This is a genomic window from Catenulispora acidiphila DSM 44928 (assembly GCF_000024025.1).
Taxonomy (GTDB): Bacteria; Actinomycetota; Actinomycetes; order Streptomycetales; family Catenulisporaceae; genus Catenulispora; species Catenulispora acidiphila.
Window position 1 is genome coordinate 7440949 of the sequence record NC_013131.1, and the last position, 13755, is coordinate 7454703.

The following is a 13755-nucleotide window of genomic DNA, read 5'->3' on the forward strand; positions in this document are numbered from 1 at the left end:
CACACCGATGACCGAGGCTCAGGCGGCGCCCCAGACGGCGCCTCGGACCTATGGCACCGTCGCGGCCGAACCGTACGCGTGGCCCTACGACGGTGTCCTGAACCCGGCGGCCACCGCGCTCGTCTGCATCGACTGGCAGACGGACTTCTGCGGCCCCGGCGGCTACGTCGACACCATGGGCTACGACCTCGCCCTGACCAGAGCCCCGCTCATCCCGACCGCGCGCGTCCTGGCCGCGGCTCGCGCCCTCGGCTTCACCGTGATCCACACGCGGGAGGGCCACCGCGCCGACCTCGCCGACTGCCCGCCCAACAAGCTATGGCGCTCGCGGCAGATCGGCGCGGGCATCGGCGATTCAGGGCCCTGCGGCCGCATCCTGGTGCGGGGCGAGCCCGGCTGGCAGATCGTCCCGGAGGCCGCGCCGCTGGAAGGCGAGCTGATCGTCGACAAGCCCGGAAAGGGCGCCTTCTACGCCACCGACCTCGACCTGCTGCTGCGCACACGCGGGATCACCCACATCGTCCTGACCGGCATCACGACGGACGTCTGCGTTCACACGACGATGCGCGAGGCCAACGACCGAGGCTATGAGTGCCTGCTCCTGACCGACTGCACCGGAGCCACCGATCCGGCCAACCACGAGGCCGCGGTGCGCATGGTGACGATGCAGGGCGGCGTGTTCGGAGCCGTCGCGTCCTCGGAGGCGCTCCTGAAGACGCTCGACATGGGCTGATCCCGGGGAGAGCGCAGAAGACGGGGCAGCGGTAAAAGCGGCTGCGCCCAGCTCACGAGTCGGGCCCGGCCTCGGGGACAGTCAGGCCGGCGTGTGAACCCCGGCCAGGTGAAGCGCCCCGGGTTCAGACCATGGCGACGGCTTTGACTGCCAGGTCAGAGGGCCGCTGACGTGGCAGTCAAACGGAAAAGTGTGGCACGAACCCGGTGCGGTTCACAGGCGTCATTCAGGCCACGGTGAACAACTTCGCACAGACTTCGTTCTGACCAGAGCGTTAGGCCTTACGAACCAGCGGCTTAAACGGCTGGGCGACGATCCACTCTTGACCCTCGTGGCACGGGTCACGATCCTTAAACCATGGCTCCCACCCGGGAACTGCATTCTTGTTGACCATGAGGTAGTGGCCCCTAGCTACGTCACGGATCAGGCAACCGATACCGTCGGGAGTCTCTTCCAGGCGCCAACGTTGCCACGAAGCGCCATGCCCCTCCCACATGACCGGCTGGTGGTCATCCCTGGTCGCATCAAGTACGAGTCCGTTACTTGCGCTCACGATAAGCACCTCATGTGGTACGCCACTCGGGCGTAGCATCCACAGGTGCTGCCGCTTGCCACTCGATAGTTGCATGTTGGGCCTCGTCCCCGACGCTGTGCTGGAGCGGCCATTAAGCGCAAGCCCGCAAACTCTAGATGTGATTATGAAGGGGCCGACCTCTCCGCGCCGTGACTGGCGCTTGAGCCGAAGGCCGATGTCGTCTACACCGACCTCTAATTCGGGCATCGGCACGATGAACGGTACTGGGGCGCGCAGCCCCAACTTCACACGAACTGCCACTCTCGGACTGTATCCGTGCTCGACGATTCTTTACAGGTCTCGACTGTTTCGCTGAGCAGTTTGATCCGTAAGGCGTGGAGAGTTGAACTCGGCCTCCGAGGCCGCACCAAGTACCATGCCTCCTGCCCGACCTAGCGAATGCCGTCGGTGGCTGCTCGATCACTTGGCGCTGGTTTCCCCAGCCAGAGCTGGTCCTGCATGAACGCCCTGTCCGGGGCGTACGCGGCGGCCTAGTTCTCCTCCGTTCGGAATCGCCAACGCCAGCGATGGCGGCGGCGTCATCCAGGCCACGGTGAAGAACTTCGTCCAGACGGCGAACTGATCACTCTCGGTTCGGGTACGCAGTTGAGCTAGTGCCAGACCTGTGGCGATGGCTTAAGATCCCCGACGGCAGCCTCGGTGATGCCCGCCGAGAACAGCCTGGTGCGGATCTCGTCGCTCAATGCAAGGTCGATTACCGTTCCACGGATCGTCGAGGCACTTGGATAGCCGCCGAAGGTTGGTGTCGCTGAGACCAGCAGCGCGTTGTCTTTACCACTGAGACGCCGGCTGCTCGATTAGGGCGGTTGTCTGCTTTCGCTCGACCCACAGGTCCTTGAGTAGATTTGCAGCTCCGTCAAGATAGGTGACGACCGACTCTGTCAGATCGTCAAGGAAGGCGTCGGCCAGCGCTTCGAAGTGGGTTGGAACCGTGCCGCCAGCGTAGACACATGCCTGGATCTCGGTGAGCTCCGGGGATCGAGGCAGCTTCATGTTGATCCCTTCGACGAGGTTGCCCGCACCGATGTCGATGTCCCAAGTCATGATCCGACGAGCCCGATGGACGTCGGTGTTCCGCATCGCGATCAACCACTCCATCCACCCGGCAGGGCCGGCAGCGGCGGTAATCGCGTTCAGATCGCTCGCGAGCTGCGCCTGGCGGACGTTGGATTTTGCTGCTTTCGTCAGTTGATCGCGGGCGCTGGACAGGGCGGCCTTCACGATGTCTGTCGGCAATCCGGGCACTCCGACAAGGCAGCCCCCCAGACAGTCCAGTGCGCTGGCGAGTGCTCGCAGCGCGCCGCAGAAGTGGGTCGTCACTCGCACAGGGCTGAAGTCGTCTGCTGGACCACGTTCCTTCGTCCCGAGGTCGGTGTAGCTGCTCCACCAGCCGATGCCCTTTTGAACCTCGTCCAAGTCGTCCACGATCACGTCTGCGAGCTCGGCCAGGTTCTCCAAACCGATGCCGAGGAACTTGGCCACGCGGACATCGTTCGGGCCCGGTTCCGGAGGCGAAGGGCTGTACGGGACCTTCAGGTGGTCCCTCGTGCGTGGCTTCATGACATGGCAGCCGCTTGCCGCAGCGGACGCCGAAGTCCTGCGGGCCGCGGGCGACACCCCGCCCGGGACCGTCGTCGAGGTCGTCGACGTCCCCATAGACCGGACCGCCGCCCACTCGGCCATGTCGGTTTTCGCCGAAGCCTTCGACCCGTTCGCCGGACGCCACCCCGGCCGGTTCCTGGCCTTCACCGACCAGGCCGCCGGCAGCTCCACCTGCACCATCGACGAGTCCACCGGTTTGCGCATCGGCATCCACGTCGACAACTTCTACTGCGGCGGGCGTCACAGCCCTGCCGCTATCGCGGCGTTCCCGGCGACCTTGACGAAGTTCGTGAAGTTGGCCGAGGCGGTGTTCGCGCCGATGCCGAAGCCGCTCACGTCCCGGTACTCGACCAGGACCACCGGGTTGTTCGGGTCGGCGTTGACGCGGCCCATCGCATAGGTGAACCAGGCTGTCGCGCGGGCCGGGTGGGTGTGGGCGGGGTAGCCCAGCGGCGGGGACAGGCGGTCGTAGTTCGCGCCGCGCGGGCCGATGCCGGCGAAGTCGTCGTCCAGGGACGGGATGCCGGCGCCGGCGTCGCCGAGGCGGATCGAGTCGAGCCACTGGCCCCAGGTGAGGGTGTTGACGATCGCGGTGTCCCCGGCCTTGTAGCCGTGCGGGCACATGGGGACGTTCCGGGCGGCCGGGGCCAGCGCGCCGACCAGCGCGTCGAAGATGCCCCGGTCGGCGTTGTCAAGCAGCACCTGGTACACCGACCGCACGTTCATCCGGGGGAGCAGGCCGAACCCGGCCTTGGGGCCGTCGTCGATGGTTCTGATGGTGGGCTGGGCGAACATCGCCCGGTAGTAGTAGAGCATCGTCACGAAGCCGGTGAGCTCCGGGCTCGCGCCCTGGCCGTGCAGCCACTGGGCAGCGTTCTGCTCGGCTTGCGGGCTGAACGGCCGGATCATCGCGGTCAGGTCGCTCAGCGGCCGCTCCATGGTGCACTGGGGAACGCCGTTGTACGCCCCGTCGTGCATTCCGAAGACCGCGATCCGGTCGCCGGCGTTCCGGAAGTTGGTGGCGGGCACCTCGACGTCGTTGACAACGTCGACGGGATCGTGGATGTCCGCGGCCAGCAGGAAGGCCAGCAGCTTCTTGTCGTCGGACTCGTTGATGGCCACGGTCGGCACGCCGACGATGTCCCGGAGCTGGATGTGCCCGCCGGCGTCGAGGTTGACCTGCTGCGGATACTTGATGACGTTCGCCGCTTTACGCTTCGGCCGGACCATACCGCCGCCGGTCACGTTCGACCCGATACCCAGCCCGGTACCGAACGAGCTCTGCTCCATGGAGGTCCGGATCCGCCCCATCGGCAGGCTGCCGAAATCCGGCGGAGCCATCCCCAGCGCCAGCAACACCTCCCCGATGAGTACGAGCTGCCCCACCATGGCACCCCACGTCGTCACCGGATCGGTGATGATCTCGACCTCACCCGAGTCCGACTCGATCTTCACCCCGGGGTTGGCCCAGTGGAAGATCAGGCCCTTGGACGGGATGTCGGTGATCAGACCCCACGGACCGCCGTTCCTCTCCTGGAACGTCAGATCAGTGGCGTTGAACTGCCATTCGAATCCGATCCTCGGCACGATGCGTCCCCCTCAGTAGAACGATTTACCCCTTGTAATTTCAGCACGACATCCTCCGGAACGCCGGGAAAACCGATGACGGGATTCCATTGCGGTGATACCTCGTCGGGGCGCCGTTCGCGCGCGTCCGCGAGCCGCCTGACCGAGGGCCTCAGCTCGCCGGACCGGGTTGGCCCGAGTCGTGGCCGCCGCTTTGCGCACGGCCTCACCGGCCTCGGTCAAGCCTGCGGTGACCGTCCCGTCCGCTTCTGAAAGATCGACGAGACTCGCCGCGGCGAGGTACTCGGCGGTCGCGAGCACCGACTCAAGCCCGAGGTCGCGGGCGATCTGAGCCAGATCGATCCGCTCGCCGGCGCCGGCAGCGGTCTGACCGATCGCCTCGAGCACCACAAAGCTGAATAGCTCGGGATCCTGTGTCACTTCCAATCCGATGGTCGCAGGTTCGAATCCTGCCGGGGGCACCGAAGTCGAACCCCAGGATCATGCCCTGACCTGGGGTTTAATGTTTTCTTGACTCGGCGACTCGACTCAGCTCAAGCCGTAAAGTCGTTGAAACGGCCCGGTGTGATGACGGGCGTACGAAGTGCGTATGGTGACGGGCTGTTTTTTGCCGTGCCGCCGTATCGTTCTCGTGCTGGAATCGCGCCGTTCGCCGCCCGTCCGGGTCGTTTCTAGGGTCGAGCCTTCTGATTTTGGTCCGCGAACCCGCGCCTTCAGCGCTCAAGCCGGGTTCAGAGAGCCAGCCAGTGAGAGGCATGGTCGCCCGGGCGGACCCGTGAAAATCGGAGCTGTAGGAACTCGAAGAATCGCCGGTCAGCGTTGGTGTCGCGGCCTGAGACCCATCGGGCATGCCGGGCCGTTCCAGCTGGAGCAGGCTGACCCACTCCGCCGACTTTGGCACCCCCGCCGCTGTCGTCGCCGGACGGACGGCCGGGGCCGCAGCCACAGGATGCGGCTTCATAACCAAGAAGGCGACCGGACAGCTTTGGCTGTGGTCGACGGCGTCGGATTCTGGGCGCTAGCTGACATCGTCGCGGCACCAGAAGCCGGATCGGCACCACAACACGAGTTCCAGGTCAGCATCGACTGCACCGATCAACAGGTCAACCATCGCTGCGTCGCAACGCCCTGCTAGGGCAGAGCGGTTCCGCGTCTCGCCTTAACCTCGCCACAGCAAACCGCTCGCCCCAGCGAACCAGGCGAAGCCGCCAGAAAGTCGGGGTCGAGGTACCTCGACCCCGGCTCGAGGAGTCACGCCGGTGGCTCGTACAGCATGGAGCTATTCGGCGGGGCTGCGGTGTGGCCGGTGTTAGAGCGCGTGGCCGGTTGTGCTGTCGACGTGCTGGGGGATGGCGCCTTCGTGCCGGTCTCCGGTGGTCGAGGTTCCGGTGGGTTCGAACATCAAGATGGCGCCGCCGGGTGAGGACGGCTTGTGCTCAGTGCCGCGGGGCACGACGAAGGTGTCGCCCTTGTGGAGGACGACAGTTGTCTCTGTCCCGTCGGCTGCGCGGAGTGAGACGTCGAACTGGCCCTCGAGGACGAGGAAGAACTCGTCGGTGTTCTCGTGTACGTGCCAGACGTGCTCGCCTTTGGTGTGCGCGATCCGGACGTCGTAGTCGTTCATGTGGGCGACGATCCTTGGGCTGTAGACGTCGTCGAACGAGGCGAGGGCGGCTGTGAGGTTCACTGGATTGCTGGTCATGGCCCTCATCGTCGTCCAGGGGCGTGCTCTGCGCTTGTACGATATTGATGTGGACGTGGATGCGCCGGTCCCACGGCGTTGCCAGGTGACGGCCTGGCGACCGGAGGTTCCCGGGATCGATGAGGTGTTCCACGCTCACATCGTTGACTACGCCTATCCGCCGCACTGTCACGACACCTGGACCGTGCTCATCGTCGATGCCGGCGCGATCCGCTACGACCTCGACACCCGACACTGTGGCGCCAGTCGTGAGACCGTCGCCATCTTGCCGCCTGGTGTCATCCACGATGGCCGGCCCGACGATCGTGCACGTGAGGGCTTCTGGAAGCGGAACATCTACCTGAACGCCTCGATGCTGCCCACCGGGCTGACCGGGGCCGCCGTCGACAAGACCAACCTGCACGACCCGTTTCTTCGGGCCGCGTTGGTCGGCCTCCACGAGTCGCTCACGATCAGAGAAGAACCGCTCGACGGTGAGGCGCGCCTGGCGATGATCGCCGAACGCATCGCGGCTCACCTCCTGACCCGTCGGCCTCGCCTGGCAGCGCCGGAAACCTCGATCGCGCACACCCTTCGGCAGCTGCTGGACGAGCACCTCACCGAACCGATCACCCTTCAGCAAGCAGCACGCTCACTCGATCGCTCTGTGCCCCACCTGATTCGCAGCTTCCGTCAGGCCTTTGCCATAAGCCCGCACGCCTATGTCATCGGACGCCGCGTCGAAGCCGCGCGCGGCATGCTGCTTCGAGGAGCCAAACCCGCCGCCGTCGCTGTGGACGTGGGCTTCTACGACCAAGCCCATTTCACCCGGCATTTCAAGAAACACACCTCTGTCTCCCCCGCTAAGTACGCCGCAGGTGGGAGATAGGGCCGCATCGCTACACGATCGTCATCGTCGGCGATCGTGGTCGTGGTCGTGGTCAGGAGTCCCGGGTGAAGGTGTCGGCGTTGGTCAGCACCGCGTGCGCCCACGGCAGCTTCATCAGCTGTGCCTGCTCGCCCGGCGCGGGTGGCTTCACCGCGGAGTCGGACACCACATGCCATAGGGTCTGCAGCTTTCCCTCGCGGAGCAGGCCGGTGAAGGAGCAGATGGATTCTCCGGTCGCGGATGAGGTGCTGAAGTTGAAGGTGATGCACTCGCCCTGATGGATGCCGGAGATCTCGGCTTCTTCTCCGGCGAATGCGCTGTCGCCCAAAGCGGTGCGGAACGAGCCTTGGATCCGGTGGTCAGACTCATCGGTGATGGTCAGCCTTGAACCGTACTGGTTGTGCCAGGTTCCGACCCACATAGATTGCCTCCCTGTCGATGTCGTGTCGATGACGCCTGCGCGCCGCTGCTACCCGCAACGCCTACGGATCACACGACTGATAGACGTGGGGTCTCACTAGGGATGGGGCGCGGGCACGGTCACGCTCATGCGACGAACTGGTGATCAGTACGGATCCGTGCGTCAGCATCAAAAGTGAGAACGTCGAAGCCGGCTCCCGCCACACTGCCGTCCGCGCGGTCGCGCATCACCCAGGAGAAGCTCACCGCCGCGCCGGCCTGCCGAACCGGCCCGCCGTTCAGCTCGAAGGTGTACTGGCCCGGCGCGACGAACAACTCGTAGGCTCGGCGGACCCGCGCGTCGAAGGCGTCGTGGCCTCGCACCTCCAGCAACGGAGAGGCGATGCCGTGGTGTGCGGCGGTCTCCCGGATCTCTTGCGGAGGGTTGACCAGCACCTGCAAACCGTCGACGGCCCAGACCTGCCGGATCATGTCCGACCGCCGCTCGGCATCCCCCTCGTTCCACTGCGCGAGGTACAGGTCGAGCAACTGCTTCAGTTCGAAGTCCGTGGGCTCATAGCTCATACCAAGCAGTCTTGACGGTCGCCCGGGTCCGGTCGATTCCCTTCAGGGAATGGCAGTGGTGTCCAGCCCTGGGTCCAGCCCTCCAGCCCGATCAGAGGAGTCCAGACGCAGCCGAAGCTTTGCTTCCCCGTGACTGACGATGATGAAATCCTCATGTACGATCCCGACATCAAGAACGATCGTCTCAGCAGTATGCCCCAAAACCCACTTTCAGGAGGCATCATGGCCACGCGTCGTCAAGCACTGACCGGATTGGGCGCACTGGCGGTGACCGGAGTCGGCATGTCCCAGCTCACCCCTGCGATGGCGGCACCGAAGGGAACAAAGAGCACATCGGCGCAAGCGGTGCGCTCAGCGGCCGCGGGCGGGCCCTTGGTGGGGGCGGTCGACGTTCACGCCCACTACCTCACACCCACCTACCGCCAGGCCCTGATCAACGCGGGCATCACCCAGCCGGACGGTATGCCGTCCATCCCGCAGTGGAGCGCCGACAGCGCGCTGGCCACGATGGACACCACTGGTATCGCCGTGGCGATGCTGTCCGTTTCCTCGCCGGGATTCGACTTCGGCGAGGCGGGCAAGGTGAGTGACCTGGTCCGCCAGGTCAACGAGGAGGGCGCCGCGATCGTCAAAGCCCATCCCACCCGCTTCGGGCTGATGGCGTCGTTGCCGCTGCCGGACATCAACGCCGCCGTCGCCGAGGTGAACTACGCGTTCGATGTGCTGAAGGCCGACGGGATCGCCCTGGAGACCAACTACGGCGGCACCTACCTGGGGGACCCCTCTTTCAGCCCGGTCCTGGCCGAGTTGCACAAGCGGAATGCCGTCGTCCATCTGCACCCGACCTCGCCGGCCTGCTGGGAAGCCACGTCGCTCGGCGCACCCCGCCCCATGATCGAGTTCCTCTTCGACACGACGCGGACGATCACGCAGCTGATCCTCGGGGGCGTCCTGCTGAAGTACCCCGGCATCCGCTTCATCGTTCCCCACACCGGCGCCGCGCTGCCTGTCCTCGCCGACCGGATCTCCGCGTTCGACCTGACTCAGCCTTCGCCGGTCGATGTCATCGGCGCGCTCAAGCGCCTGCACTACGACGTCGCCGGCTTCGCTCTGCCTCGGGCGCTGCCCGCGCTGCTCAATCTCGTCGGCCCGGAGACGCTTCTCTACGGCAGTGACTTCCCGTTCACCGAGGACCCCATCGTCAAGCTGCTGGCAGCACAGCTGGCGGGCACCACCGTCCTGACGCCGCAGCAGAAGCAGGCCATGCTCAACGGCAACGCCGCCGGACTCTTCCCACGGCTGAAGAACATGGCGCGACTGTAGGGAGTCCGCTCCAGAGCCTGGTCGAGGGCCGTTTGCGGTCGGCGGGATGCCGGCGTCACTTGGCGCCGGGACACTTCCGCCGACCGCATCGTGTTCCTGCGCCTGCTTCCTGCACCAGCGCCTTCGGCGCGTCGGCCCGGCATCCCGTCCGCTCGGCGCTTCCTTGACATGCACACCATCTTAACTGATGCTTTCATCATTATTGATGAAGCATAGCGAAGCATGAGGACGGTCATGGAAGACGCCGAGCAGCAGCGGGACCACACGGACGGCACCACCAGGCACGTGGACGTCCTGATCGTCGGCGCCGGCCTGACGGGAATCGGTGCCGCCTGGCGCCTGCAGTCGACGCATCCGGGCAAGACCTACCTGATCGTCGAGGCGCGCGAGGAGATCGGGGGGACGTGGGATCTGTTCCGCTACCCCGGGATCCGCTCGGACTCGGACATGCAGACGTTCGGATATCGGTTCCGCCCCTGGCGCGAGCCGCGAGCCATCGCTGACGGAGCCTCGATCCTGCAGTACATACGGGATACCGCCGCCGAGGCCGGCATCGACCGCCACATCCGTTTCCGCCACCGCGTCGTCAGCGCGTCCTGGTCCACCGCAGACGCCTCGTGGAAGGTCGAACTGCTTCGGGACGGAGACGTGGAGACCACAACGATGACCTGCGGTTTCCTCTACATGTGCACCGGCTACTACCGCTACGACAAGGGCTACGCGCCGCATTTCGCCGGTCGGGAGAAGTTCACCGGCCGTGTCGTCCACCCGCAGCAGTGGCCGCAGGACTTGGATTGCGCGGACAAACGAGTCGTGGTCATCGGCAGCGGGGCGACAGCGGTCACCCTGGTCCCCACACTGGCCCGAACCGCAAGCCATGTCACCATGCTGCAGCGCTCGCCGACCTACATCATCTCGCTGCCCAGCAAGGATCCGATCGCCAGCGGCTTGCAGCGGCTGATCGGCAAGCGCGCCGCGTACCCGATCGTGCGCTGGAAGAACATTGCGATCAACTCCGCGTCCTATCAGCTGGGGCAGCACGCCCCGGCCATCAGCCGGGCCTTCATCCGTGGACGGCTCAAACGTCTACTGCCCAAGGGCTACGACATCGGCACCCACTTCAACCCGCGCTACAAGCCATGGGATCAGCGGCTGTGCGTCGTGCCGGACGCAGACCTCTTCAAGGCCATCGGCGACGGGAGGGCTTCCGTCGTCACCGACGCCATCGAGTCCTTCTCCGAGTCGGGAGTGCGCCTTACCTCAGGACAGGAACTGAGCGCGGACGTCGTCGTCACCGCAACCGGACTGGACCTGGTCGGCCTGGGCGGCATCCAGCTTTTCGTGGACGGCGACGAGATAGTCCTGTCCGACACCGTGGCGTACCGGGGGGTGATGCTCAGCGGAGTGCCCAACCTCGTCTTCACCGTCGGGTACACCAATGCCTCCTGGACGTTGAAGGCCGACCTTGTCAGCCAGTTCGCCTGCCGCCTGCTGGCCCACATGGACCGTCACGGGCATCGCCAGTGCGTCCCCACCGAACCGCCCGGCGCGACCCGCCGTCCACTGCTGGATTTCTCTGCGGGCTACGTCCAACGGTCCATCGACCGCCTTCCGCGAAGCGGTACCGAGGACCCTTGGCGTTCCGGCAACAACTACGTACGTGACTTCGTCACCTTCAAGCGCGCCCGCCTCGACGATCAGGCGCTGCACTACTCCTCGCCCGACCCGGCCACCGCGGCCGTACACCCAGCTCGGACCGCCTCATGAGCACGCCTCGCGACCTTCCGACGTTCTCCTTCACGCGCACGGACGTCACCTTCACCTCCGGGAATGACGACTGTGCGGCGTGGCTTTACCGCCCCGATGGCGACCAGTCGTCCCTGCCCTGCGTCATCCTCGCTCACGGGCTCGGCGCTACTCGCGCCGGCCGGCTGGACGCCTTCGCCGAACGTTTCGCAGCCGCCGGCTTCAATGCCCTGGTCTTCGACTACCGCTACTTCGGCGACAGCACTGGCGAGCCCCGCTGCCTGCTGTCCGTCAAAGCACAGCTCCAGGACTGGCGTGCCGCCATCGGCTTCGCTCGTAGTCTGCCTGGCATCGACCGTTCCAGGATCGCGTTGTGGGGCACATCCTTCAGCGGCGGCCACGTTACCCTCATCGCTGCCCAGGACCCCGCCATCGCCGCTGTGATCTCCATGAACCCGTTCCTGGACGGCCGTACCAGCATCAGGAGTACTCCGCCCAGACGCGCGCTGGCCCTTGGCGTCGCCGGACTGCGAGATCTCGCTCACGCAGCCCTGAGGCGTCCCCCTTATCTGGTCCCTGCGATCGGCGATGACGGGGACACCGCCGCCATGGCCAGCCGCGAAGCTCTTGAGGGGTTTCTGGCGATGTTCCCCGCCGACGCCCCGCCATCCACTGACATCTCGGCGCGGATCCTGCTGCGTCTGGGCTTGCATCGTCCGGTCACCCGCGCCGCTCGCGTCGCATGCCCCTGGCTCCTCCAAGCCGGAACCACCGACACGATCAGCCCGGCCGGCCCAGCTCGCCGCGCCGCTGCCCGAGCCCCCAACGCGCAGATGTCGATGTATGACGGCGGCCACTTCGCCCCCTACGTCGGGGCGGCCTTCGAACAGGTCGTCACGGAGCAGGTCCGCTTCCTGACCCGCCACCTGCAGTTCAGGACGTGATGCCGACCATGAGCGAAGCTCAGCCAGCGACGACGCAAGCGCCGGTTCTCATCGTCGGTGGCGGCCCGGTGGGTCTGGTGGTCGCCAATCTGCTGGCCGCGCGCGGCGTAGCCCTGGTACTGGTCGAGCGCAACAAGTCAACCAGCGAAGAAGCGAAAGCCATCAGCCTGGATGACGAGTCCCTGCGGGCCTTGCACGCGGCGGGTCTCGCCGAGGATGTCCTGGACATCGTCGTTCCCGGCACGGGTACTCGCTACTTCGGCCGTAAGGGACGGCCGCTCCTGCACGCTCGCGGCCCGCAGGGGTACCGGCTCGGGTTTCCGTTCAAGAACCAGTTCGCGCAGCCCGAACTGGAAGCGCTGCTTCTGAACGCACTGACGTCGAGGCCTGAGGCGGACATCCGCTTCGGTACGGAACTGCTCGCCGTGACGGAGGATCCCGACGGTACCAGCGCTACCGCCGTTGTCCGCGCGCCAGGGCAGACAACGACACAGACTTTCCGCGCGAGCTGGGTGCTGGCGTGCGATGGAGGCCGCTCCACCGTGCGGGACCTGCGCGGCATTCCTATGTCCGGTACCAGCCACCGCCAGGTCTGGCTGGTCGCCGACACCACAGGCGACCCGCATGACGAGCGGTATGGAATCCACCTCGGCACTCCCCACCGGCCCACCGTGATCGTGCCCGGCCGAGACGGCCGATGCCGCTACGAGTTCCTGCTGCGACCGGACGAAGGCACCAGAGGAGTCCGCCCCGACTTCGAGACGCTGCGGCGGCTGGTCGCGCCCTACCGCAGCCTGACCGAGGCACAGGTCGAGCGGTGCACGGCTTACACCTTCAACGCCGTTGTGGCCGACCGGTGGCACGACGGGCACGTCCTGCTCCTCGGCGACGCCGCGCACATGATGCCGCCGTTCGCCGGCCAGGGGCTCAACTCCGGAATCCGGGACGCCGCGAACCTCGCGTGGAAGATCGAGCAGGTGGTGCGCGGGCGTGCTCGCGAGGCCCTGCTGCGTACTTATGAAGTCGAGCGACGTCCGCACGCCACCGCGATGGTCCGCTATTCCGAGCGGCTCGGATCCATCGTGATGACCACCGACCGGCGGCGCGCTCTGGTGCGAGACCTGGCGACCCGCGCGCTATTGGCGCTGCCTCAGGGACGGCGCTATCTCACCGAGATGCGGTTCAGGCCGCGGGCCCGGTTCGAAGCGGGGCTGGTCACCGGCTCGCATCCGTTGACCGGGACCCAACTTCCGCAGCCACTCGTCCTAATACCGCCAGGGCTTCGCCCACGGCTTCTCGACGACATCCTCGGCCCGTCGTTCGCGGTGCTCGGGGTGGACGTCCCCGAGGCTGCCTGGCGCCAGTTCGACGGCGCGGACTGGCCGGACATCATGGCGGACGCCACGCGGATCGACGTGTTCCTCGACGACAGGCTCCCTCCGACGACAGGCCCTCGTACGGCCGTCGCCGATGCCGACGGCCGCCTGGAGCAGGCACTCGATACGGCACGCAACCGATTCGTATTGATCAGACCTGATCGCTACATCGCGGCCGTCATCGGGCCGGGTGGCCTTCCGGCAGCTGTCGCCGCGCTAGGCAGAACCATCCGGTGACCGCGACGGCACCCGCCGGGTAGGCGCCGGCCCTGCGTGTTCTGTTTGCCCCCCCGCA

12 protein-coding genes are annotated in these 13755 nt (G+C 66.2%); 6 read left to right on the forward strand and 6 right to left on the reverse strand.

Annotation, left to right across the window (positions count from 1 at the left end; translation table 11 throughout):
• Positions 1 to 7 precede the first annotated feature (7 nt).
• Positions 8 to 733 carry a biuret amidohydrolase gene (biuH, locus tag CACI_RS31955; RefSeq protein WP_015795031.1) on the forward strand — a complete coding sequence of 242 codons (726 nt, stop codon included), beginning with the start codon at positions 8 to 10 and terminating at the stop codon, positions 731 to 733.
• 1366 nt (positions 734 to 2099) lie between these two features.
• On the opposite strand, the gene CACI_RS31960 is transcribed toward biuH, so the two are convergent.
• From CACI_RS31960 to CACI_RS31970, 4 genes are all read right to left on the reverse strand, one after another.
• A complete protein-coding gene (locus tag CACI_RS31960; RefSeq protein WP_015795032.1) occupies positions 2100 to 2810 on the reverse strand; it encodes a hypothetical protein in 711 nt (236 codons plus the stop codon).
• Between the two features lie 360 nt (positions 2811 to 3170).
• Positions 3171 to 4517, reverse strand: a complete 1347-nt coding sequence (locus tag CACI_RS31965; protein ID WP_015795033.1) for a hypothetical protein — start codon at positions 4515 to 4517, stop codon at positions 3171 to 3173.
• 12 nt (positions 4518 to 4529) lie between these two features.
• A complete protein-coding gene (locus CACI_RS50385; RefSeq protein ID WP_143765459.1) occupies positions 4530 to 4937 on the reverse strand; it encodes a hypothetical protein in 408 nt (135 codons plus the stop codon).
• An 889-nt stretch (positions 4938 to 5826) separates the two neighbouring features.
• The gene (locus CACI_RS31970; RefSeq protein WP_041540571.1) at positions 5827 to 6219 is read right to left on the reverse strand and encodes a cupin domain-containing protein; all 393 of its coding nucleotides are present in this window, start codon (positions 6217 to 6219) and stop codon (positions 5827 to 5829) included.
• Between CACI_RS31970 and CACI_RS31975 the strand changes: the two genes are divergently transcribed.
• Entirely contained in the window at positions 6218 to 7087 is an 870-nt protein-coding gene (locus CACI_RS31975) for a helix-turn-helix domain-containing protein (protein ID WP_083795893.1), read from the forward strand. The genes CACI_RS31970 and CACI_RS31975 overlap by 2 nt on opposite strands.
• Positions 7088 to 7139: 52 nt before the next feature.
• On the opposite strand, the gene CACI_RS31980 is transcribed toward CACI_RS31975, so the two are convergent.
• Both CACI_RS31980 and CACI_RS31985 read right to left on the reverse strand, forming a co-directional pair.
• Positions 7140 to 7508 (reverse strand): avidin/streptavidin family protein, encoded by a 369-nt coding sequence (locus tag CACI_RS31980; RefSeq protein WP_015795036.1) that lies wholly within the window; start codon positions 7506 to 7508, stop codon positions 7140 to 7142.
• Positions 7509 to 7633: 125 nt separating this feature from the next.
• Positions 7634 to 8071, reverse strand: coding sequence for a hypothetical protein (locus CACI_RS31985; protein WP_015795037.1), 438 nt, complete (start codon positions 8069 to 8071; stop codon positions 7634 to 7636).
• A 222-nt stretch (positions 8072 to 8293) separates the two neighbouring features.
• On the opposite strand from CACI_RS31985, the gene CACI_RS31990 reads away from it, so the two are divergent.
• The 4 genes from CACI_RS31990 to CACI_RS32005 all read left to right on the forward strand — a co-directional run bounded on the left by CACI_RS31990 (position 8294) and on the right by CACI_RS32005 (position 13697).
• Positions 8294 to 9394 carry an amidohydrolase family protein gene (locus tag CACI_RS31990; RefSeq protein ID WP_015795038.1) on the forward strand — a complete coding sequence of 367 codons (1101 nt, stop codon included), beginning with the start codon at positions 8294 to 8296 and terminating at the stop codon, positions 9392 to 9394.
• 234 nt (positions 9395 to 9628) lie between these two features.
• On the forward strand, positions 9629 to 11161 hold the full coding sequence (locus CACI_RS31995; protein WP_015795039.1) for a flavin-containing monooxygenase: 1533 nt from the start codon (positions 9629 to 9631) through the stop codon (positions 11159 to 11161).
• A complete protein-coding gene (locus CACI_RS32000) occupies positions 11158 to 12084 on the forward strand; it encodes an alpha/beta hydrolase (RefSeq protein WP_015795040.1) in 927 nt (308 codons plus the stop codon). Before CACI_RS31995 ends, CACI_RS32000 begins: the two co-directional genes overlap by 4 nt.
• A gap of 8 nt (positions 12085 to 12092) precedes the next feature.
• A complete protein-coding gene (locus CACI_RS32005; protein WP_041542826.1) occupies positions 12093 to 13697 on the forward strand; it encodes a bifunctional 3-(3-hydroxy-phenyl)propionate/3-hydroxycinnamic acid hydroxylase in 1605 nt (534 codons plus the stop codon).
• Positions 13698 to 13755 lie beyond the last annotated feature (58 nt).

Coding starts and splice junctions, on each gene's coding strand:
- CACI_RS32005 (WP_041542826.1), top strand. CDS start 12,093: ATGAGCGAAGCTCAGCCAGCGACGACGCAAGCGCCGGTTCTCATCGTC.
- CACI_RS31995 (WP_015795039.1), top strand. CDS start 9,629: ATGGAAGACGCCGAGCAGCAGCGGGACCACACGGACGGCACCACCAGG.
- CACI_RS31990 (WP_015795038.1), top strand. CDS start 8,294: ATGGCCACGCGTCGTCAAGCACTGACCGGATTGGGCGCACTGGCGGTG.
- CACI_RS31980 (WP_015795036.1), bottom strand. CDS start 7,508: ATGTGGGTCGGAACCTGGCACAACCAGTACGGTTCAAGGCTGACCATC.
- CACI_RS31975 (WP_083795893.1), top strand. CDS start 6,218: ATGGCCCTCATCGTCGTCCAGGGGCGTGCTCTGCGCTTGTACGATATT.
- CACI_RS32000 (WP_015795040.1), top strand. CDS start 11,158: ATGAGCACGCCTCGCGACCTTCCGACGTTCTCCTTCACGCGCACGGAC.
- CACI_RS31970 (WP_041540571.1), bottom strand. CDS start 6,219: ATGACCAGCAATCCAGTGAACCTCACAGCCGCCCTCGCCTCGTTCGAC.
- CACI_RS31985 (WP_015795037.1), bottom strand. CDS start 8,071: ATGAGCTATGAGCCCACGGACTTCGAACTGAAGCAGTTGCTCGACCTG.
- biuH (WP_015795031.1), top strand. CDS start 8: ATGACCGAGGCTCAGGCGGCGCCCCAGACGGCGCCTCGGACCTATGGC.